Source organism: Streptomyces sp. NPDC096311 (assembly GCF_044763085.1).
Lineage (GTDB): Bacteria > Actinomycetota > Actinomycetes > Streptomycetales > Streptomycetaceae > Streptomyces.
The window spans coordinates 304,950-323,950 of record NZ_JBIWFN010000004.1 but is presented as its reverse complement, the minus strand read 5'-3'; the positions used below and the strand labels follow the sequence as shown (position 1 = coordinate 323,950).

Annotated in this window: 32 protein-coding genes; all 32 read left to right on the top strand. The window is 66.0% G+C overall.

What is annotated here, in order from left to right:
• Window positions 1–79: 79 nt before the first annotated feature.
• The 32 genes from ACIRA5_RS13070 to truA all read left to right on the top strand — a co-directional run bounded on the left by ACIRA5_RS13070 (window position 80) and on the right by truA (window position 18,687).
• Window positions 80–427, top strand: coding sequence for a hypothetical protein (locus tag ACIRA5_RS13070; RefSeq protein ID WP_403690276.1), 348 nt, complete (start codon window positions 80–82; stop codon window positions 425–427).
• Between the two features lie 549 nt (window positions 428–976).
• Window positions 977–1,285 (top strand): 30S ribosomal protein S10, encoded by a 309-nt coding sequence (rpsJ, locus tag ACIRA5_RS13065; protein ID WP_003948644.1) that lies wholly within the window; start codon window positions 977–979, stop codon window positions 1,283–1,285.
• A 17-nt stretch (window positions 1,286–1,302) separates the two neighbouring features.
• Complete coding sequence (gene rplC, locus ACIRA5_RS13060) at window positions 1,303–1,947, top strand: 50S ribosomal protein L3 (RefSeq protein WP_403690274.1); 645 nt, start codon at window positions 1,303–1,305, stop codon at window positions 1,945–1,947.
• Between the two features lie 5 nt (window positions 1,948–1,952).
• A complete protein-coding gene (gene rplD / locus ACIRA5_RS13055; RefSeq protein ID WP_355302895.1) occupies window positions 1,953–2,609 on the top strand; it encodes a 50S ribosomal protein L4 in 657 nt (218 codons plus the stop codon).
• On the top strand, window positions 2,609–3,025 hold the full coding sequence (gene rplW, locus ACIRA5_RS13050) for a 50S ribosomal protein L23 (RefSeq protein ID WP_385087297.1): 417 nt from the start codon (window positions 2,609–2,611) through the stop codon (window positions 3,023–3,025). The genes rplD and rplW overlap by 1 nt, the downstream gene beginning before the upstream one ends.
• Before the next feature lie 38 nt (window positions 3,026–3,063).
• Window positions 3,064–3,900, top strand: a complete 837-nt coding sequence (rplB, locus tag ACIRA5_RS13045; RefSeq protein ID WP_153289116.1) for a 50S ribosomal protein L2 — start codon at window positions 3,064–3,066, stop codon at window positions 3,898–3,900.
• A 12-nt stretch (window positions 3,901–3,912) separates the two neighbouring features.
• Complete coding sequence (gene rpsS / locus ACIRA5_RS13040) at window positions 3,913–4,194, top strand: 30S ribosomal protein S19 (protein WP_015035577.1); 282 nt, start codon at window positions 3,913–3,915, stop codon at window positions 4,192–4,194.
• 42 nt (window positions 4,195–4,236) lie between these two features.
• Window positions 4,237–4,584, top strand: coding sequence for a 50S ribosomal protein L22 (gene rplV, locus ACIRA5_RS13035; RefSeq protein WP_003974262.1), 348 nt, complete (start codon window positions 4,237–4,239; stop codon window positions 4,582–4,584).
• Window positions 4,584–5,420 carry a 30S ribosomal protein S3 gene (rpsC, locus tag ACIRA5_RS13030; RefSeq protein ID WP_067367107.1) on the top strand — a complete coding sequence of 279 codons (837 nt, stop codon included), beginning with the start codon at window positions 4,584–4,586 and terminating at the stop codon, window positions 5,418–5,420. Before rplV ends, rpsC begins: the two co-directional genes overlap by 1 nt.
• A gap of 5 nt (window positions 5,421–5,425) precedes the next feature.
• A complete protein-coding gene (gene rplP, locus ACIRA5_RS13025) occupies window positions 5,426–5,845 on the top strand; it encodes a 50S ribosomal protein L16 (protein WP_010986348.1) in 420 nt (139 codons plus the stop codon).
• Entirely contained in the window at window positions 5,845–6,069 is a 225-nt protein-coding gene (gene rpmC, locus ACIRA5_RS13020; RefSeq protein WP_003998824.1) for a 50S ribosomal protein L29, read from the top strand. Before rplP ends, rpmC begins: the two co-directional genes overlap by 1 nt.
• Window positions 6,069–6,353 (top strand): 30S ribosomal protein S17, encoded by a 285-nt coding sequence (gene rpsQ / locus ACIRA5_RS13015; RefSeq protein ID WP_403690269.1) that lies wholly within the window; start codon window positions 6,069–6,071, stop codon window positions 6,351–6,353. Before rpmC ends, rpsQ begins: the two co-directional genes overlap by 1 nt.
• Window positions 6,354–6,553: 200 nt before the next feature.
• Window positions 6,554–6,922 carry a 50S ribosomal protein L14 gene (rplN, locus tag ACIRA5_RS13010; RefSeq protein ID WP_003998823.1) on the top strand — a complete coding sequence of 123 codons (369 nt, stop codon included), beginning with the start codon at window positions 6,554–6,556 and terminating at the stop codon, window positions 6,920–6,922.
• A gap of 2 nt (window positions 6,923–6,924) precedes the next feature.
• Window positions 6,925–7,248, top strand: a complete 324-nt coding sequence (gene rplX / locus ACIRA5_RS13005) for a 50S ribosomal protein L24 (RefSeq protein ID WP_067367101.1) — start codon at window positions 6,925–6,927, stop codon at window positions 7,246–7,248.
• Window positions 7,248–7,805 (top strand): 50S ribosomal protein L5, encoded by a 558-nt coding sequence (rplE, locus tag ACIRA5_RS13000; RefSeq protein ID WP_398401897.1) that lies wholly within the window; start codon window positions 7,248–7,250, stop codon window positions 7,803–7,805. The genes rplX and rplE overlap by 1 nt, the downstream gene beginning before the upstream one ends.
• Before the next feature lie 5 nt (window positions 7,806–7,810).
• Window positions 7,811–7,996 carry a type Z 30S ribosomal protein S14 gene (locus ACIRA5_RS12995; protein WP_003948630.1) on the top strand — a complete coding sequence of 62 codons (186 nt, stop codon included), beginning with the start codon at window positions 7,811–7,813 and terminating at the stop codon, window positions 7,994–7,996.
• Between the two features lie 212 nt (window positions 7,997–8,208).
• Window positions 8,209–8,607, top strand: a complete 399-nt coding sequence (gene rpsH / locus ACIRA5_RS12990; RefSeq protein ID WP_055614920.1) for a 30S ribosomal protein S8 — start codon at window positions 8,209–8,211, stop codon at window positions 8,605–8,607.
• Window positions 8,608–8,631: 24 nt separating this feature from the next.
• On the top strand, window positions 8,632–9,171 hold the full coding sequence (gene rplF / locus ACIRA5_RS12985) for a 50S ribosomal protein L6 (protein WP_392927255.1): 540 nt from the start codon (window positions 8,632–8,634) through the stop codon (window positions 9,169–9,171).
• 3 nt (window positions 9,172–9,174) lie between these two features.
• Window positions 9,175–9,558: a 50S ribosomal protein L18 gene (gene rplR, locus ACIRA5_RS12980; RefSeq protein WP_168510320.1), complete on the top strand. Its 384-nt coding sequence runs from the start codon at window positions 9,175–9,177 to the stop codon at window positions 9,556–9,558.
• Between the two features lie 64 nt (window positions 9,559–9,622).
• A complete protein-coding gene (rpsE, locus tag ACIRA5_RS12975) occupies window positions 9,623–10,225 on the top strand; it encodes a 30S ribosomal protein S5 (RefSeq protein ID WP_055513610.1) in 603 nt (200 codons plus the stop codon).
• Window positions 10,226–10,227: 2 nt separating this feature from the next.
• Window positions 10,228–10,410 carry a 50S ribosomal protein L30 gene (rpmD, locus tag ACIRA5_RS12970; RefSeq protein ID WP_060901490.1) on the top strand — a complete coding sequence of 61 codons (183 nt, stop codon included), beginning with the start codon at window positions 10,228–10,230 and terminating at the stop codon, window positions 10,408–10,410.
• A 2-nt stretch (window positions 10,411–10,412) separates the two neighbouring features.
• The gene (gene rplO, locus ACIRA5_RS12965) at window positions 10,413–10,868 is read left to right on the top strand and encodes a 50S ribosomal protein L15 (protein ID WP_060901489.1); all 456 of its coding nucleotides are present in this window, start codon (window positions 10,413–10,415) and stop codon (window positions 10,866–10,868) included.
• A gap of 242 nt (window positions 10,869–11,110) precedes the next feature.
• Window positions 11,111–12,424, top strand: coding sequence for a preprotein translocase subunit SecY (gene secY, locus ACIRA5_RS12960; RefSeq protein ID WP_097285861.1), 1,314 nt, complete (start codon window positions 11,111–11,113; stop codon window positions 12,422–12,424).
• Entirely contained in the window at window positions 12,424–13,086 is a 663-nt protein-coding gene (locus tag ACIRA5_RS12955) for an adenylate kinase (protein WP_403690264.1), read from the top strand. Before secY ends, ACIRA5_RS12955 begins: the two co-directional genes overlap by 1 nt.
• 140 nt (window positions 13,087–13,226) lie before the next feature.
• Window positions 13,227–14,063: a type I methionyl aminopeptidase gene (gene map, locus ACIRA5_RS12950; protein ID WP_352046438.1), complete on the top strand. Its 837-nt coding sequence runs from the start codon at window positions 13,227–13,229 to the stop codon at window positions 14,061–14,063.
• A 369-nt stretch (window positions 14,064–14,432) separates the two neighbouring features.
• Complete coding sequence (gene infA, locus ACIRA5_RS12945; RefSeq protein ID WP_003948620.1) at window positions 14,433–14,654, top strand: translation initiation factor IF-1; 222 nt, start codon at window positions 14,433–14,435, stop codon at window positions 14,652–14,654.
• Window positions 14,655–14,723: 69 nt separating this feature from the next.
• Window positions 14,724–14,837, top strand: coding sequence for a 50S ribosomal protein L36 (gene rpmJ, locus ACIRA5_RS12940; RefSeq protein WP_003998809.1), 114 nt, complete (start codon window positions 14,724–14,726; stop codon window positions 14,835–14,837).
• A gap of 211 nt (window positions 14,838–15,048) precedes the next feature.
• Window positions 15,049–15,429, top strand: a complete 381-nt coding sequence (gene rpsM / locus ACIRA5_RS12935; protein WP_037626962.1) for a 30S ribosomal protein S13 — start codon at window positions 15,049–15,051, stop codon at window positions 15,427–15,429.
• A 64-nt stretch (window positions 15,430–15,493) separates the two neighbouring features.
• Entirely contained in the window at window positions 15,494–15,898 is a 405-nt protein-coding gene (rpsK, locus tag ACIRA5_RS12930) for a 30S ribosomal protein S11 (RefSeq protein WP_003956432.1), read from the top strand.
• A gap of 115 nt (window positions 15,899–16,013) precedes the next feature.
• On the top strand, window positions 16,014–17,036 hold the full coding sequence (locus tag ACIRA5_RS12925; protein ID WP_003966937.1) for a DNA-directed RNA polymerase subunit alpha: 1,023 nt from the start codon (window positions 16,014–16,016) through the stop codon (window positions 17,034–17,036).
• A gap of 191 nt (window positions 17,037–17,227) precedes the next feature.
• The gene (gene rplQ, locus ACIRA5_RS12920; protein WP_355302882.1) at window positions 17,228–17,737 is read left to right on the top strand and encodes a 50S ribosomal protein L17; all 510 of its coding nucleotides are present in this window, start codon (window positions 17,228–17,230) and stop codon (window positions 17,735–17,737) included.
• Between the two features lie 92 nt (window positions 17,738–17,829).
• Entirely contained in the window at window positions 17,830–18,687 is an 858-nt protein-coding gene (truA, locus tag ACIRA5_RS12915) for a tRNA pseudouridine(38-40) synthase TruA (RefSeq protein WP_403690259.1), read from the top strand.
• Window positions 18,688–19,001: the final 314 nt, after the last annotated feature.

Sequence of the window (19,001 nt, the reverse complement as noted above, 5' to 3'; positions counted from 1 at the left end):
GCCGTCACGTACCTCCTTGAGTACCGGTTGAGTACGCACGCTCATGCCGCCCGCCCACGTCAGGCGACAGGCTGGCGCCATGAGCGTCACACAAGGTCCCGTACGCGTCGTCAAGCCCCGCGATCTCGCCGACTGGCCCGTCTTCGCCGGGCTCGCCCGGTTCTTCTGGGGGTGCGCGGCTCTGCTGATGGCCGTCACGGCCGGGCTCTTCTTTCTTGTGTACGCCGCGGACTCGGCGGACTCAGAGGGATGGCGTTCGCCCTGGCCGATCCTGCTGACACCGGTCACGCAGGTCGCAGTGGGTGCGGTCCTCCTGGGCGGGCTCTACGTCGCTCCGGGCTTTCGCCGACTGGCCCGAACGACCCGGCTCGCCCTGCTCGGGCCTCTGGCCTGTGCCGTACCCGTGTTCGTCGTCCTGTGGGCCTGAGCCGTCGCCGCATGATCCGGCGCCCGCCCCGTTGCGCACTGTTTGCTGGCGGCTACTCACCGTCAGCAGGTGCCCCGGCCGATCACCCCAAGGCCGATCGGAGCGACCTCCGCCGGGGCGCGCACGCGTCCAGGGTTTGACCTGCATCACTCAAGGGGTACGATCCTCGGCTCGATTGGCCAGCCCCCCGCCCCGTATGGCAGACTGTCGGAGTTGCTCGGTCGAGTGCCGATGCTGCGCGCCTCCCGTCGGGAGGACCGGAAGCGAGTCCCACAGTACTCGTCGCCTCAACTGCCGTAAGGCAGCGCTGAGGCGGACGTACGGGAATCTTTCGGGAAGTGTCAGCGGGGTGCGGGCCAGGCGCCCGGTGGGTGTTCCAGCCTCCGGTCCTGCGGTTGCTTTCGGGCGGGCCGCGTCCCTCGTAGGGAAATCCGTTACGGATATTTCTGCGGCAGGAGCGCGACACACCCGACCGCGTGGGTCGGAGATACGGGACGCGAACCCCCGGGTTCCAGAGCGTTTCACGAGACAAAGGACTACTGAGTAGCCATGGCGGGACAGAAGATCCGCATCCGGCTCAAGGCCTACGACCACGAGGTCATCGACAGCTCGGCGAAGAAGATCGTCGAGACGGTGACCCGCACTGGTGCGTCGGTCGCGGGCCCGGTGCCGCTGCCCACTGAGAAGAACGTGTACTGCGTCATCAAGTCGCCGCACAAGTACAAGGACTCGCGCGAGCACTTCGAGATGCGCACGCACAAGCGCCTGATCGACATCCTCGACCCGACGCCCAAGACCGTTGACTCTCTGATGCGACTCGACCTCCCGGCCGGTGTCGACATCGAGATCAAGCTCTAGGGATCGGTGATCTGAGAATGGCTAAGCAGATCAAGGGCATCCTCGGCGAGAAGCTCGGCATGACGCAGGTGTGGGACGAGAACAACCGTGTTGTTCCGGTCACCATCGTCAAGGCCGGCCCCAACGTCGTGACCCAGGTGCGTACCAACGACAGCGACGGCTACGAGTCGGTCCAGATCGCCTTCGGCGAGATCGACCCGCGCAAGGTGAACAAGCCCCTCAAGGGTCACTTCGCCAAGGCCGACGTCACCCCCCGTCGTCACCTCGTCGAGATCCGCACCGCGGATGCCTCCGAGTACACCCTCGGCCAGGAGATCTCCGCCGAGGTCTTCGAGGCGGGCGTGAAGGTCGACGTCACCGGCAAGAGCAAGGGCAAGGGCTTCGCCGGTGTCATGAAGCGTCACAACTTCAAGGGCCTCGGCGCCGGCCACGGTGTCCAGCGCAAGCACCGCTCTCCCGGCTCCATCGGTGGCTGTGCCACCCCGGGCCGTGTGTTCAAGGGCGTCCGCATGGCGGGCCGCATGGGCAACGAGCGGGTCACCACCCAGAACCTGACCGTTCACGCCGTTGACGCGGAGAAGGGCCTGCTCCTCATCAAGGGAGCCATCCCGGGTCCGAACGGCGGCCTCGTCCTGGTCCGTACCGCGGCCAAGGGGGCCTGAGGACTATGAGCACCATTGACATTCTGTCGCCCTCCGGCGACAACGCCGGGACCGTTGAGCTCCCGGCCGAGATCTTCGACGTAGAGAAGATCAGCATTCCGCTGCTTCACCAGGTCGTCGTCGCACAGCTGGCCGCCGCCCGTCAGGGCACGCACAAGGTCAAGCGTCGTGGCGAGGTCCGCGGTGGTGGCCGGAAGCCTTACCGCCAGAAGGGCACCGGCCGCGCGCGCCAGGGTTCGACCCGCGCGCCGCAGTTCGCCGGCGGTGGCGTCGTTCACGGCCCCACCCCGCGTGACTACTCGCAGCGGACCCCGAAGAAGATGAAGGCCGCGGCCCTGCGCCACGCCCTCACCGACCGGGCCCGCAACGCTCGCATCCACGTCATCACCGGCGTGATCGAGGGCGAGACCCCCTCCACCAAGGCCGCGAAGAGCTTCCTCGGCAAGGTCAGCGAGCGCAAGAACGTGCTCCTGGTCATCGAGCGCTCCGACGAGGCCGCGCTGCTCTCCGCGCGCAACCTGCCCCAGGTCCACATCCTGGAGCCGGGCCAGCTGAACACGTACGACGTTCTCGTCTCGGACGACGTGGTCTTCACCCAGGCCGCTTTCGAGTCCTTCGTGTCTGGCCCCAAGGCCGCTGACACCGAAGGGAGCGAAGCCTGATGGCTACGCGTCACCCGAGCATTGCCTCCAAGGCGGCCAAGGCCGCCAAGGCCGCGCGCGTCGCCAAGGCGAAGCGCCACGAGGCCGAGGGCAAGAACACCGTCGAGACGCCGATGAGCAAGAGCTTCACGGACCCCCGTGACGTGCTTCTCAAGCCGGTCGTCTCCGAGAAGAGCTACGCGCTGCTCGACGAGGGCAAGTACACCTTCGTCGTCGCGCCGGGCGCCAACAAGACCCAGATCAAGCAGGCCGTCCAGGCGGTCTTCTCGGTCAAGGTCACCGGGGTCAACACGATCAACCGCCAGGGCAAGCGCAAGCGCACCAAGAGCGGTTTCGGTAAGCGTGCTGACACCAAGCGCGCCATCGTGACCCTCGCTGAGGGCGACCGTATCGACATCTTCGGCCAGGCCTCCTAACGGAGCGCCCTGGTCCGATATCGGACGAGGACTGAGAAATGGGAATCCGCAAGTACAAGCCGACGACGCCGGGCCGTCGTGGCTCCAGCGTCGCCGACTTCGTCGAGGTCACGCGGTCCACGCCGGAGAAGTCGCTGGTTCGCCCCCTGCACAGCAAGGGCGGCCGTAACAATTCCGGTCGTGTGACCGTTCGCCACCAGGGTGGCGGACACAAGCGCGCCTACCGAGTGATCGACTTCCGTCGTCACGACAAGGACGGCGTGCCGGCGAAGGTCGCGCACATCGAGTACGACCCCAACCGCACCGCGCGCATCGCGCTGCTGCACTACGCGGACGGCGAGAAGCGCTACATCCTCGCCCCCCGCAACCTGTCGCAGGGTGACCGCGTCGAGAACGGTCCCGGGGCCGACATCAAGCCGGGCAACAACCTGGCGCTCCGCAACATCCCGGTCGGTACCACGATCCACGCGATCGAGATCCGTCCCGGTGGCGGCGCCAAGTTCGCCCGCTCCGCCGGTGCCTCGGTGCAGCTGCTCGCGAAGGAGGGCACGATGGCCCACCTCCGCATGCCCTCCGGTGAGATCCGCCTGGTCGACCAGCGCTGCCGCGCCACGGTCGGCGAGGTCGGCAACGCCGAGCAGAGCAACATCAACTGGGGTAAGGCCGGCCGTAAGCGCTGGCTGGGCGTTCGCCCGTCCGTCCGCGGTGTGGCGATGAACCCGGTTGACCACCCGCACGGTGGTGGTGAGGGCAAGACCTCCGGTGGTCGCCACCCGGTCTCCCCGTGGGGTCAGAAGGAGGGTCGTACTCGTTCGCCGAAGAAGGCTTCGAACAAGTACATCGTCCGCCGCCGCAAGACGAACAAGAAGCGCTAGGAGCGGGTTTAGATGCCGCGCAGTCTCAAGAAGGGACCCTTCGTTGACGGCCACCTCGTAAAGAAGGTGGACGCTCAGAACGAAGCCGGTACCAAGAACGTCATCAAGACCTGGTCCCGTCGCTCGATGATCATCCCGGCCATGCTCGGCCACACGATCGCGGTGCACAACGGCAAGACCCACATTCCGGTGTTTGTCACCGAGTCGATGGTCGGCCACAAGCTCGGCGAGTTCTCGCCGACGCGCACCTTCCGGGGTCACGTCAAGGACGACCGGAAGTCGAAGCGCCGCTAACGCGGGGTGGAATCGACCATGACAGACACTGGAAGGACAACCATGGAAGCCAGGGCCCAGGCGCGGTACATCCGCGTTACGCCCATGAAGGCCCGCCGCGTGGTGGACCTTATCCGTGGCATGGATGCCACGGAGGCTCAGGCGGTCCTGCGTTTCGCCCCGCAGGCCGCGAGCGTGCCGGTCGGCAAGGTGCTTGACAGCGCCATTGCCAACGCCGCGCACAACTACGACCACACCGACGCCGACAGCCTCTTCATCTCCGAGGCGTACGTCGACGAGGGTCCGACCCTGAAGCGGTTCCGTCCGCGCGCCCAGGGCCGTGCCTACCGGATCCGCAAGCGGACCAGCCACATCACCGTGGTCGTCAGCAGCAAGGAAGGAACCCGGTAATGGGCCAGAAGGTTAACCCGCATGGGTTCCGGCTCGGCATCACCACGGACTTCAAGTCCCGTTGGTACGCCGACAAGCTGTACAAGGACTACGTCAAGGAAGACGTCGCCATCCGTCGGATGATGACGTCCGGCATGGAGCGCGCCGGCATCTCGAAGGTGGAGATCGAGCGCACCCGTGACCGCGTGCGGGTGGACATCCACACCGCGCGTCCCGGCATCGTCATCGGCCGCCGTGGCGCCGAGGCCGACCGCATCCGCGGCGACCTCGAGAAGCTCACGGGCAAGCAGGTCCAGCTGAACATCCTCGAGGTCAAGAACCCCGAGACCGACGCTCAGCTGGTTGCTCAGGCCGTTGCCGAGCAGCTGTCCTCCCGCGTCTCCTTCCGTCGTGCCATGCGTAAGAGCATGCAGGGCACGATGAAGGCCGGCGCCAAGGGCATCAAGATCCAGTGTGGTGGCCGTCTCGGCGGCGCCGAGATGTCCCGCTCGGAGTTCTACCGCGAGGGCCGTGTGCCCCTGCACACGCTCCGCGCGAACGTCGACTACGGCTTCTTCGAGGCCAAGACGACCTTCGGCCGTATCGGTGTGAAGGTCTGGATCTACAAGGGCGACGTCAAGAACATCGCCGAGGTCCGCGCCGAGAACGCCGCTGCCCGCGCCGGCAACCGCCCGGCCCGTGGTGGTGGCAACGACCGCCCGGCCGGCCGTGGTGGCCGTGGTGGCGAGCGTGGCGGCCGCGGCCGCAAGCCGCAGCAGGCTCCCGCTGCCGAGGCCCCCAAGGCCGAGGCTCCGGCGGCTGCCGCTCCGGCTGAGAGCACCGGAACGGAGGCCTGACCGACATGCTGATCCCCCGTAGGGTCAAGCACCGCAAGCAGCACCACCCCAAGCGCCGTGGTCAGGCCAAGGGCGGTACGCAGGTTTCGTTCGGCGAGTACGGCATTCAGGCCCTCACGCCGGCGTACGTGACGAACCGCCAGATCGAGGCCGCCCGTATCGCGATGACCCGCCACATCAAGCGTGGCGGCAAGGTCTGGATCAACATCTACCCGGACCGCCCGCTCACGAAGAAGCCTGCCGAGACCCGCATGGGTTCCGGTAAGGGTTCGCCGGAGTGGTGGATCGCGAACGTGCACCCGGGCCGGGTCATGTTCGAACTGTCCTACCCCAACGAGAAGATCGCCCGTGAGGCCCTCACTCGTGCAGCCCACAAGCTGCCGATGAAGTGCCGGATCGTCAAGCGCGAGGCAGGTGAAGCGTGATGTCGGCCGGTACCAAGGCGTCCGAGCTGCGCGAACTGGGTGACGAGGAGCTTCTCGCGAAGCTTCGCGAAGCCAAGGAAGAGCTGTTCAACCTCCGCTTCCAGGCGGCGACCGGTCAGCTCGAGAACCACGGTCGGCTCAAGGCCGTCCGCAAGGACATCGCGCGGATCTACACCCTGATGCGTGAGCGCGAGCTGGGCATCGAAACGGTGGAGAGCGCCTGATGAGCGAGAGCAACGTGACTGAGAACACCGAGGCGCGCGGATTCCGCAAGACCCGTGAGGGTCTCGTCGTCAGCGACAAGATGGACAAGACCGTCGTCGTCGCCGTCGAGGACCGCGTCAAGCACGCCCTGTACGGCAAGGTCATCCGCCGTACGAGCAAGCTGAAGGCCCACGACGAGCAGAACGCCGCGGGCATCGGCGACCGCGTCCTCCTCATGGAGACGCGTCCGCTGTCCACGACGAAGCGCTGGCGCATCGTGGAGATCCTCGAGAAGGCGAAGTAATCAAACGGGGGGCTCCGTCCCCCCGTTGCCCCCCGCCGGGGGCCTGCCGCACCGTCAGGTGCCCGGCCCCCGGCGGAGGTTTTCTCCCTCAACAGGCCAAGTAATTCCTGCGGGGCTCATCCGCAGGACGGTTCCGCCAGGCTCGCGGGGCGACCCGAAAGGGATCCCCGCGGGAACCGGCAGACAATCAGGAGATAGACGTGATCCAGCAGGAGTCGCGACTGCGTGTCGCCGACAACACGGGGGCGAAGGAAATCCTTTGCATCCGTGTGCTCGGTGGCTCAGGTCGCCGCTACGCGGGCATCGGTGACGTCATCGTCGCCACCGTCAAGGACGCGATCCCCGGCGGCAACGTGAAGAAGGGTGACGTCGTCAAGGCGGTCATCGTTCGCACCGTCAAGGAGCGCCGCCGTCCGGACGGCTCGTACATCCGCTTCGACGAGAACGCCGCCGTCATTCTGAAGAACGACGGCGACCCTCGCGGCACCCGTATCTTCGGCCCTGTCGGCCGTGAGCTGCGCGAGAAGAAGTTCATGAAGATCATCTCGCTCGCGCCGGAGGTGCTGTAAGCATGAAGATCAAGAAGGGTGACACGGTTCAGGTCATCACCGGCAAGGACAAGGGCAAGCAGGGCAAGGTCATTGCCGCTTACCCGCGCGACGAGCGCGTCCTGGTCGAGGGTGTCAACCGGGTCAAGAAGCACACCAAGGCCGGCCCGACCGCCAGCGGTTCGCAGGCCGGCGGCATCGTCACGACCGAGGCCCCGATTCACGTGAGCAACGTTCAGCTCGTCGTGGAGAAGGACGGCAACAAGGTCGTCACGCGTGTCGGTTACCGCTTCGACGATGAGGGCAACAAGGTTCGCGTTGCCAAGCGGACGGGTGAGGACATCTGATGGCTACCACCACCACTCCGCGTCTCAAGACGAAGTACCGCGAGGAGATCGCGGGCAAGCTGCGTGAGGAGTTCTCGTACGAGAACGTCATGCAGATTCCCGGCCTCGTCAAGATCGTGGTCAACATGGGTGTCGGCGACGCCGCCCGTGACTCCAAGCTCATGGACGGTGCCGTCCGTGACCTGACCACGATCACCGGTCAGAAGCCGGCCGTCACCAAGGCCCGCAAGTCCATCGCGCAGTTCAAGCTGCGTGAGGGTCAGCCGATCGGTGCCCACGTCACGCTCCGTGGCGACCGCATGTGGGAGTTCCTGGACCGCACCCTGTCGCTCGCGCTGCCGCGCATCCGCGACTTCCGTGGTCTGTCCCCCAAGCAGTTCGACGGCCGTGGCAACTACACCTTCGGTCTCACGGAGCAGGTCATGTTCCACGAGATCGACCAGGACAAGATCGACCGTACCCGGGGCATGGACATCACCGTGGTGACCACGGCGACCAACGACGCTGAGGGCCGTGCCCTTCTCCGTCACCTCGGCTTCCCCTTCAAGGAGGCGTAAGCGAGATGGCGAAGAAGGCTCTGATTGCCAAGGCTGCTCGTAAGCCCAAGTTCGGCGTTCGTGGCTACACGCGCTGCCAGCGCTGCGGCCGTCCGCACTCCGTGTACCGCAAGTTCGGCCTGTGCCGCGTCTGCCTTCGTGAGATGGCTCACCGCGGCGAGCTGCCGGGCGTGACCAAGAGCTCCTGGTAGTCCCCCTAAACAAGGGATTCCAGGGCTCTCGGTAAGTAAAGGGTTCGGTCAGGTGCCCTGCTCTCCATGGCTTAGGCTAGGAGGGTTGGGCGCCTGCCGCCCCAATCGACTTACTACGCCGTAGGTCCCCGCACCGCACCCGTCCCGCCACTGAGTGGGGAGAGGGATGGCGCATACAGGAAACCCCGGCGAGAGAGGCCGAAGGCCAATTCATGACCATGACTGATCCCATCGCAGACATGCTTACTCGTCTGCGTAACGCGAACTCGGCGTACCACGACGATGTCGCGATGCCGCACAGCAAGATCAAGTCTCACATCGCGGAGATCCTCCAGCAGGAGGGCTTCATCACCGGCTGGAAGGTCGAGGACGCCGAGGTCGGCAAGAAGCTCGTCCTCGAGCTGAAGTTCGGCCCGAACCGTGAGCGCTCCATCGCGGGCATCAAGCGGATCTCGAAGCCGGGTCTGCGTGTGTACGCGAAGTCCACCTCCCTGCCCAAGGTGCTCGGTGGCCTCGGCGTGGCGATCATCTCCACGTCGCACGGTCTCCTCACCGACAAGCAGGCCGGCAAGAAGGGCGTAGGCGGAGAAGTTCTCGCCTACGTCTGGTAACGGAAGGGAACGGAGGAAACAGCTATGTCGCGTATTGGCAAGCTCCCCATCACGGTTCCCGCCGGCGTGGACGTCACCATCGACGGCCGTACGGTCCAGGTGAAGGGCCCCAAGGGCTCTCTCTCCCACACCGTCGCGGCGCCGATCGAGGTCGCCAAGGGTGAGGACGGCATTCTCAATGTCACCCGCCCGAACGACGAGCGTCAGAACAAGGCCCTGCACGGCCTGTCCCGCACGCTGGTGGCGAACATGATCACCGGCGTGACCCAGGGTTACGTGAAGAAGCTCGAGATCAGCGGTGTCGGTTACCGCGTCCTGGCGAAGGGCTCCAACCTGGAGTTCTCGCTCGGCTACAGCCACTCGATCACCGTCGAGGCCCCCGAGGGGATCACCTTCAAGGTCGAGAACCCGACGCGGTTCTCGGTCGAGGGCATCGACAAGCAGAAGGTCGGAGAGGTTGCGGCCAACATCCGCAAGCTGCGCAAGCCCGACCCGTACAAGGCCAAGGGCGTCAAGTACGAAGGCGAAGTCATCCGCCGCAAGGTCGGAAAGGCGGGTAAGTAAGCCATGGCATACGGTGTCAAGATTGCTAAGGGCGACGCTTACAAGCGCGCTGCCATCAAGCGTCGTCACATCCGGATCCGTAAGCACATCTCGGGTACGGCTGAGCGTCCGCGCCTGGTCGTGACGCGCTCGAACCGCCACATCGTGGCCCAGGTCATCGACGACGTTAAGGGTCACACCCTGGCGTCGGCGTCGACCCTGGACACGACGGTCCGCGGTGCTGAGGGCGACAAGTCCGCGCAGGCCAAGTCGGTCGGCGCCCTGGTCGCCGAGCGCGCCAAGGCCGCCGGTGTCGAGGCTGTCGTATTCGACCGTGGTGGCAACCAGTACGCCGGGCGCATTGCCGCTCTGGCGGACGCCGCCCGCGAAGCCGGACTCAAGTTCTGAGTCGCCCGTCGCGCTAGCGACCTAGGTCGCTGCGTAGCTAGCGGAAAAAGAGAGAGGTAATCCAATGGCTGGACCCCAGCGCCGCGGAAGCGGTGCCGGTGGCGGCGAGCGGCGGGACCGGAAGGGCCGTGACGGCGGCGCTGCTGCCGAGAAGACCGCGTACGTTGAGCGCGTTGTCGCGATCAACCGCGTCGCCAAGGTTGTGAAGGGTGGTCGTCGCTTCAGCTTCACCGCGCTGGTCGTGGTGGGCGACGGTGACGGCACCGTGGGTGTCGGTTACGGCAAGGCCAAGGAGGTGCCGGCCGCCATCGCCAAGGGTGTTGAGGAGGCCAAGAAGCACTTCTTCAAGGTCCCCCGTATCCAGGGCACCATCCCGCACCCGATCACGGGCGAGAAGGCCGCGGGCGTCGTCCTGCTCAAGCCTGCTTCCCCCGGTACCGGCGTTATCGCCGGTGGCCCGGTGCGTGCTGTGCTCGAGTGCGCCGGCGTTCACGACATCCTGTCGAAGTCGCTCGGCTCGTCCAACGCGATCAACATCGTGCACGCGACCGTGGCGGCCCTCAAGGGTCTGCAGCGTCCTGAGGAGATCGCGGCCCGCCGTGGTCTGCCCCTCGAGGACGTCGCCCCCGCGGCTCTGCTTCGTGCACGTGCGGGAGCGGGTGCGTAATCATGGCTCAGCTCAGGATCACGCAGACGAAGTCGTACATCGGCAGCAAGCAGAACCACCGCGACACCCTGCGTTCGCTCGGGCTCAAGCGCCTGAACGACGTGGTCGTCAAGGAGGACCGCCCCGAGTTCCGCGGAATGGTGCACACCGTCCGCCACCTCGTGACGGTTGAGGAGGTCGACTGATCATGGCGGAGAACAACCCGCTCAAGATCCACAACCTCCGTCCCGCCCCGGGCGCCAAGACCGCCAAGACCCGTGTGGGTCGTGGTGAGGCGTCGAAGGGTAAGACGGCCGGTCGTGGTACCAAGGGCACGAAGGCCCGCTACCAGGTTCCGGAGCGCTTCGAGGGCGGGCAGATGCCCCTCCACATGCGCCTCCCGAAGCTGAAGGGCTTCAAGAACCCGTTCAAGACCGAGTTCCAGGTCGTGAACCTCGACAAGCTGGCCGCGCTGTACCCGGAGGGTGGCGAGGTCACCGTCGAGGGTCTCGTCGCCAAGGGTGCCGTTCGCAAGAACAGCCTCGTCAAGGTCCTCGGCCAGGGCGAGATCTCCGTCGCGCTGCAGGTTTCGGTTGACGCCGTTTCCGGCTCCGCCAAGGAGAAGATCACCGCCGCCGGCGGTACCGTCACCGAGCTCGTCTGACCTTTTCAGGCGTCTCGATGACATGAGCGATCCCGACCGGGGGTGCCCCTACAAAAGGGGTATCCCCGGTTGGTCGTTCCTAGGGGGGCAGTCTCGCCGGTATGGTGGCCTGCACTGCTAATTTTCGCTCGCTGTGCCCACACGGAACTCTGAGCGGCGCTTGGCTGTTTATCCGTTACGTATCCGTCGAACCTCAAGACCGTCACCTCTGACGCACTTGCGCGGGGGTCGCAGGAGGCACCGTGCTCACCGCGTTCGCCCGGGCGTTCAAGACGCCCGACCTGCGCAAGAAGCTGCTCTTCACGCTCGCCATCATCGTGGTCTACCGGGTCGGTACCCACGTTCCGATCCCAGGTGTCGACTACAAGAACGTCCAGACCTGTATCGACGTGGCCAAGGGCAACCAGGGCCTGTTCGGGCTGGTCAACATGTTCAGTGGTGGCGCACTGCTGCAGATCACGATCTTCGCGCTCGGCATCATGCCGTACATCACGGCGAGCATCATTCTGCAGCTGCTGACGGTGGTGATCCCGCGCCTCGAAGCCCTCAAGAAGGAGGGTTCGGCCGGCACCGCGAAGATCACGCAGTACACCCGTTATCTGACGGTGGCGCTGGCGATCCTGCAGGGCACCGGCCTTGTCGCGACCGCCCGCAGCGGCGCCCTGTTCAGTGGCTGCCAGGTGGCCAACCAGATCGTTCCTGACCAGTCGATCTTCCAGACCGTCGTGATGGTCGTCACCATGACCGCCGGTACGGGCGTCGTCATGTGGCTGGGCGAGCTCATCACCGACCGCGGCATCGGCAACGGCATGTCGATCCTCATGTTCATCTCGATCGCCGCGACCTTCCCGTCCGCGCTGTGGGCGATCAAGACGCAGGGCACGCTGGCCGGCGGCTGGATCGAGTTCGGCACCGTGATCGCGGTCGGACTGGTCATGGTCGCGCTGGTCGTCTTCGTCGAGCAGGCCCAGCGGCGGATCCCGGTCCAGTACGCGAAGCGCATGATCGGGCGCCGGTCGTACGGTGGTACGTCCACTTACATCCCGCTGAAGGTCAATCAGGCGGGTGTGATTCCCGTCATCTTCGCGTCGTCGCTGCTCTACATTCCGGCGCTGGTCGCCCAGTTCTCGAACGGCAACTCCGGCTGGAAGACCTGGGTCACACAGAACCTGACCAAGGGCGATCACCCCATCTACCTGGTCTCTTACTTCCTCCTGATCGTTTTCTTCGCGTTCTTCTACGTGGCGATCTCGTTCAACCCCGAGGAAGTCGCGGACAACATGAAGAAGTATGGTGGCTTCATCCCGGGCATCCGGGCTGGCCGGCCGACCGCTGAGTACCTGAGCTACGTACTCAACCGGATCACCTGGCCGGGGTCGCTGTATCTGGGTCTGATCGCTCTCGTACCGACAATGGCGTTGGTGGGTTTCGGGGCAACCGGCAACTTCCCGTTCGGTGGTACCAGCATCCTGATCATCGTGGGTGTCGGTCTTGAGACGGTGAAGCAGATCGAGAGCCAGCTTCAGCAGCGCAATTACGAAGGGTTCCTCCGCTGATGCGAATCGTCCTCGTCGGGCCGCCCGGTGCCGGTAAGGGAACGCAGGCTGCGTTCCTTGCCAAGAACCTGGGGATTCCGCACATCTCCACGGGCGACCTCTTCCGCGCCAACATCAGTCAGGGCACGGAGCTGGGCAAGCAGGCCAAGGCGTACATGGACGCGGGCAAGCTGGTGCCGGACGAGGTCACCATCGGGATGGCCAAGGACCGCATGGAGCAGCCCGACGCCGCCAACGGCTTCCTGCTGGACGGCTTCCCTCGTAACGTCTCGCAGGCCGAGGCGCTCGACGAGATGCTCAAGGCCGAGGGCATGAAGCTGGACGCGGTGCTGGACCTGGAGGTCCCCGAGGACGAGGTGGTCAAGCGCATCGCGGGCCGCCGCATCTGCCGCAACGACTCTTCGCACGTCTTCCACGTGACGTACAAGCAGCCGAAGAAGGAAGGCGTCTGTGACGTCTGCGGCGGCGAGCTGTACCAGCGGGACGACGACTCCGAGGAGACCGTCCGTACGCGTCTCGAGGTCTACCACACGCAGACCGAGCCGATCATCGACTACTACGCCGCTCAGGGCCTGGTCGTGACGATCTCGGCGCTCGGCAAGGTGGAAGAGGTCACGGGGCGCGCCATGGAGGCGCTCAAGAGCAAGGTCGGCGACAAGTAGTCGTCACGCTGCCATCGGCCGCGGTGCCCTCCGGGGGTGCCGCGGCCGTAGTGTTGTGCAGGTGGTCGTGTACGTAGTGGTGCACGACCTGGTTGGGTACGTCGTCGGAATGACGGAGAAGACGGAGAGCGCGGGCCGCCATGGTGCAGATCAAGACCCCTGAGCAGATCGCCAAGATGCGTGCGGCGGGGTTGGTCGTCGCGGCCATTCACGCGGCCACACGTGAGGCGGCCGTGCCGGGTGCCACGACGAAGGACCTGGACGAGGTCGCGCGCAAGGTGCTGGCCGAGCACGGGGCGAAGTCGAACTTCCTCGGGTACGGCGGTTTCCCCGCGACCATCTGTACCTCGGCCAACGAGGTCGTCGTCCACGGCATCCCGTCCGACAAGGTGGTCCTGAAGGACGGCGACATCATCTCGATCGACTGCGGCGCGATCGTGGACGGCTGGCACGGGGACGCGGCGTACACCGCGTTCGTGGGCTCCGGTCACGCCCCGGAGCTGCTCGAGCTCTCCCGGGTGACCGAGGAGTCGATGTGGGCGGGCATCGCGGCGATGAAGCAGGGCAACCGGCTCATCGACGTCTCGCGTGCGATCGAGACGTACATCCGCCGTCAACCGAAGCCCGGCGGCGGCAAGTACGGAATCATCGAGGACTACGGCGGCCACGGCATCGGCACCGAGATGCACATGGACCCGCACCTGCTGAACTACGTCGAGAAGCGGCGCGGCAAGGGTCCGAAGCTGGTCCCCGGCTTCTGCCTGGCCATCGAGCCGATGGTGTCCCTGGGCACCCCGCGGACCGAGGTGCTGGAGGACGACTGGACTGTCATCACGACGGACGGCACCTGGTCCTCGCACTGGGAGCACTCGGTGGCGCTGACGGAGCAGGGCCCGCTGGTCCTCACGGCCCCGGACGGCGGCAGGGCGAAGCTGGCGGAGTACGGGATCACGGCGGCGCCGGACCCGCTGGCCTGACGGCACCGGACCCGACGGGCTGACGGCGCTGGACCCGGTGGCCTGACTGTGACGGACCCGTTGGCCTGACCGTGGCGGACGAGGCCGGGTCGGCGGAGCGTGGGGGATCGCGGCACCCGAGCCGGGGGTACCGGGCGGATACGGCGGGTGGCGACGTGATCGCCGTACGTCTCCGTGGAGCCGCCCCGGAGGGTTCGCGGCCACGTGCCGGCGACCCCCGTTGCTTAACGATCTCCGTAGTGGGGCATTCTTTCTCGATTCGTCTTTCCGAGAGGCCTGACGTAGACTGACTCGTCGGCTCTCGTGCACCCGCATGTCTGCATGCGCTCGTGCGGAGTCGATCAAGGTAGTCGATTCGAAGGGCGAAGCGTGGCCAAGAAGCAAGGTGCCATCGAGATCGAGGGCACTGTCGTCGAGTCTCTTCCGAACGCCATGTTCAAGGTCGAGCTCCAGAACGGCCACCAGGTCCTGGCACACATCAGCGGCAAGATGCGTATGCACTACATCCGCATCCTCCCTGACGACCGGGTCGTGGTGGAGTTGTCTCCGTACGACCTGACGCGTGGCCGCATCGTCTACCGGTACAAGTAGATCTTGCCTTTACTCCGTGTTCCCGGTTCCGGGACGCGGGGGGTGGCACTGACCCGGAGAACCTCACCAATGAAGGTCAAGCCGAGCGTCAAGAAGATCTGCGACAAGTGCAGGGTGATCCGCCGTCACGGTCGGGTCATGGTCATCTGCGAAAACCCGCGCCACAAGCAGCGCCAGGGCTGACGCACGACCGCACCTTCTGCATCCGCAGATACTTCGCGCGACGCAAGCAGTACATGTTCATACGCAGAATCCAGGACTGAGTCTCCTCAGGCCTGACACCCCCGGTCGGAGGCCGGGGACCCGGTTCGTACCGAATCTTCGACAAGAGGAGAGGACGGCGGGCGGGATCCGGTTCTGCGGAAGACCTCCGAACGACAACTGGAGCCATTGAATGGCACGCGTTTCCGGTGTTGACATCCCGCGCGAAAAGCGTGTGGAGGTCGCCCTGACCTACGTGTTCGGCATCGGCCGGACCCTTTCCCAGCAGACGCTGGCCGAGACCGGCGTGAACCCGAACACCCGCGTTCGTGACCTCTCCGAAGAAGAGCTGGTCAAGATCCGCGAGTACGTGGACGCCAACATCAAGACCGAGGGTGACCTCCGTCGCGAGATCCAGGGCGACATTCGCCGCAAGATCGAGATCGGCTGCTACCAGGGTATTCGCCACCGCCGTGGCCTGCCCGTCCACGGTCAGCGCACCAGCACGAACGCTCGTACCCGCAAGGGCCCGCGTCGCGCCATCGCCGGTAAGAAGAAGCCGGGCAAGAAGTAGTCCTCAGCGGACGCTTATCAGCGGTCTTCGCTGTAGGACCGACCACCTCCCGTAGGAGTAATAGATGCCCCCCAAGGGTCGTCAGGGCGCTGCCAAGAAGGTGCGCCGCAAGGAAAAGAAGAACGTCGCTCACGGGCACGCTCACATCAAGAGCACGTTCAACAACACCATCGTCTCGATCACGGACCCCTCGGGCAACGTGATCTCCTGGGCCTCCGCCGGCCACGTCGGCTTCAAGGGCTCGCGCAAGTCCACCCCCTTCGCCGCGCAGATGGCTGCCGAGTCGGCCGCTCGTCGCGCGCAGGAGCACGGCATGCGCAAGGTTGACGTCTTCGTGAAGGGCCCGGGCTCCGGTCGCGAGACCGCGATCCGCTCCCTCCAGGCCACTGGCCTCGAGGTCGGCTCCATCCAGGACGTCACCCCCACCCCGCACAACGGCTGCCGTCCGCCCAAGCGCCGCCGCGTCTGAGGCTCGGTTGTCTTGAGGTTCCGGGCGGTACGCCTTTTCGGAGGCGTGCCGCCCGTACCCTTGCAGTAGCAGCAGGGCGTCAAATAGCGGGCGCCCATGACTGAAGGATCGCAACATGCTGATTGCTCAGCGTCCCTCGTTGACCGAAGAGGTCGTCGACGAATTCCGCTCCCGGTTCGTGATCGAGCCGCTGGAGCCGGGCTTCGGCTACACCCTCGGCAACTCCCTGCGCCGGACCCTCCTGTCCTCGATCCCGGGTGCGGCGGTCACGTCCATCCGCATCGACGGCGTTCTGCACGAGTTCACCACCGTGCCGGGCGTCAAGGAGGACGTCACCGACCTGATCCTCAACATCAAGCAGCTGGTCGTCTCCTCGGAGCACGACGAGCCGGTCGTGATGTACCTGCGCAAGCAGGGCCCGGGTCTGGTCACCGCCGCCGACATCGCGCCCCCGGCCGGTGTCGAGGTGCACAACCCCGACCTCGTCCTCGCCACGCTCAACGGCAAGGGCAAGCTGGAGATGGAGCTGACCGTCGAGCGCGGTCGCGGCTACGTCTCCGCCGTTCAGAACAAGCAGGTCGGTCAGGAGATCGGGCGCATCCCGGTCGACTCGATCTACTCGCCGGTGCTGAAGGTCACGTACAAGGTCGAGGCGACCCGTGTCGAGCAGCGCACCGACTTCGACAAGCTGATCGTCGACGTCGAGACCAAGCAGGCCATGCGTCCCCGTGACGCCATGGCGTCGGCCGGTAAGACCCTGGTCGAGCTGTTCGGTCTGGCTCGCGAGCTCAACATCGACGCCGAGGGCATCGACATGGGCCCGTCCCCCACGGACGCCGCTCTTGCCGCGGACCTCGCGCTGCCGATCGAGGAGCTCGAGCTCACCGTTCGTTCGTACAACTGCCTCAAGCGTGAGGGCATCCACTCCGTGGGTGAGCTCGTCGCCCGCTCCGAGGCCGACCTCCTGGACATCCGCAACTTCGGTGCGAAGTCCATCGACGAGGTCAAGGCGAAGCTGGCCGGCATGGGCCTGGCCCTCAAGGACAGCCCGCCCGGATTCGACCCGACCGCCGCCGCGGACGCCTTTGGCGCGGACGACGACGCGGATGCGGGCTTTGTGGAGACCGAGCAGTACTAAGAGTTCGGGTTCCACAGCCGGTTCGAGGCTGCGGGCCGGTTCTTGGCTGGTCGCGCAGTTCCCCGCGCCCCTTACGGGGCGCGGGTCCTCCGGTGCCTTGAAAGAGGTGGCCGGATCTCCGACGGGCAATCGCCCGCTCGGACACTGACCCCGGTACCTGATACGGCCGGGGCAGACACCTAGGAGAAACCATGCCGAAGCCCGCCAAGGGTGCCCGTCTGGGCGGCAGTGCCGCGCACGAGAAGCTGCTCCTCGCGAACCTCGCGAAGTCGCTCTTCGAGCACGGCCGCATCACCACCACCGAGGCCAAGGCCCGCCGCCTGCGTCCCTACGCGGAGCGTCTGGTCACCAAGGCGAAGAAGGGTGACCTTCACAACCGCCGTCAGGTGCTCTCGGTGATCACGGACAAGAGCATCGTGCACACGCTCTTCACCGAGATCGGCCCGCGCTACGAGAACCGCCCGGGTGGCTACACCCGTATCACCAAGATCGGTAACCGCCGTGGCGACAACGCGCCCATGGCCGTCATCGAGCTGGTGGAGGCCCTGACCGTGGCCCAGCAGGCCACCGGTGAGGCCGAGGCGGCGACCAAGCGTGCCGCCAAGGACGCCGAGGTCAAGACCGAGGCTCCGGCCAAGGTCGAGGACGCCAAGGTCGAGGACGCCGCCGAGGCTCCCGCCGAGGAGTCGAAGGACGCCTGAGGCACTGCCTGGCTGTGAGCGGGTCCGTCCCTTCGGGGGCGGGCCCGCTTTCGCGTTTCCGGCACCGATGCCGGCCTTGAGAGGATCTAGGTGTGAGTGACGAAGTACAGCCCGGGTTCGTACGGGTGCGTTTGGATCTGTCGTACGACGGGACCGCGTTCTCCGGGTGGGCCAAGCAGGCCTCGGGGCGCCGGACCGTACAGGGGGAGATCGAGGACGCCCTCAGGACCGTCACGCGGTCCAGGGACACCACGTACGAGCTGACCGTCGCCGGGCGCACCGACGCCGGTGTGCACGCGCGCGGCCAGGTGGCGCACGTGGATCTGCCCGTCGAGCTGTGGGCGGAGCACGAGGAGAAGCTGCTCAAGCGGCTGGCCGGACGGCTGTCCAAGGACGTGCGGGTGTGGTCCCTGCGGGAGGCCCCCAGCGGGTTCAACGCCCGCTTCTCCGCGATCTGGCGGCGGTACGCCTACCGCGTCACCGACAACGCCGGGGGAGTGGACCCCCTGCTGCGGGGGCACGTCCTGTGGCACGACTGGCCGTTGGACGTCGACGCCATGAACGAGGCGGCCGAGCGGCTCGTGGGCGAGCATGACTTCGCCGCCTACTGCAAGAAGCGCGAGGGCGCCACGACCATTCGTACGCTCCAGGAGCTGAGCCTGGTGCGCGGGGACGACGGGATCATCACCGCCACCGTCCGCGCGGACGCCTTCTGCCACAACATGGTGCGCTCGCTCATCGGCGCGCTGCTGTTCGTGGGGGACGGGCATCGGGGGCCCGACTGGCCCGGGAAGGTGCTCGCGGCCGGCGTACGGGACTCGGCCGTTCATGTCGTACGGCCGCACGGGCTGACCCTGGAGGAGGTCGGCTACCCGGCGGACGAACTGCTCGCCGCGCGCAACAAGGAGGCGCGAAACCGGCGGACGCTGCCGGGTCGCGGCTGCTGCTGACGTGATCTCGGTCTCCCTGCACAGGGAGATTGGTCCCGTTTTGCAGCGTGCCGAAATGCGCGCGTAACCGGGATGTTCTCTGTTTATATCGCCCATCATGTGTGATATCCGACTTAGTGCGCAGGTTGTATCTTACGAAGCGCTTACCTCCCGGATATGATTTCGCTTCCCGGCCAATAGTTCGAAATGGGGTGGCTGGGGCGAGGGTGGGGGTCAACGGGTCGTTACCGGCCCGGGGGTGGGTTTTGCATGAGTTCAGTTGGTCCTGTCCGCGCGGGTGGACGCCGCGCTACGCGGCAGAGCGGAAGGCGAAG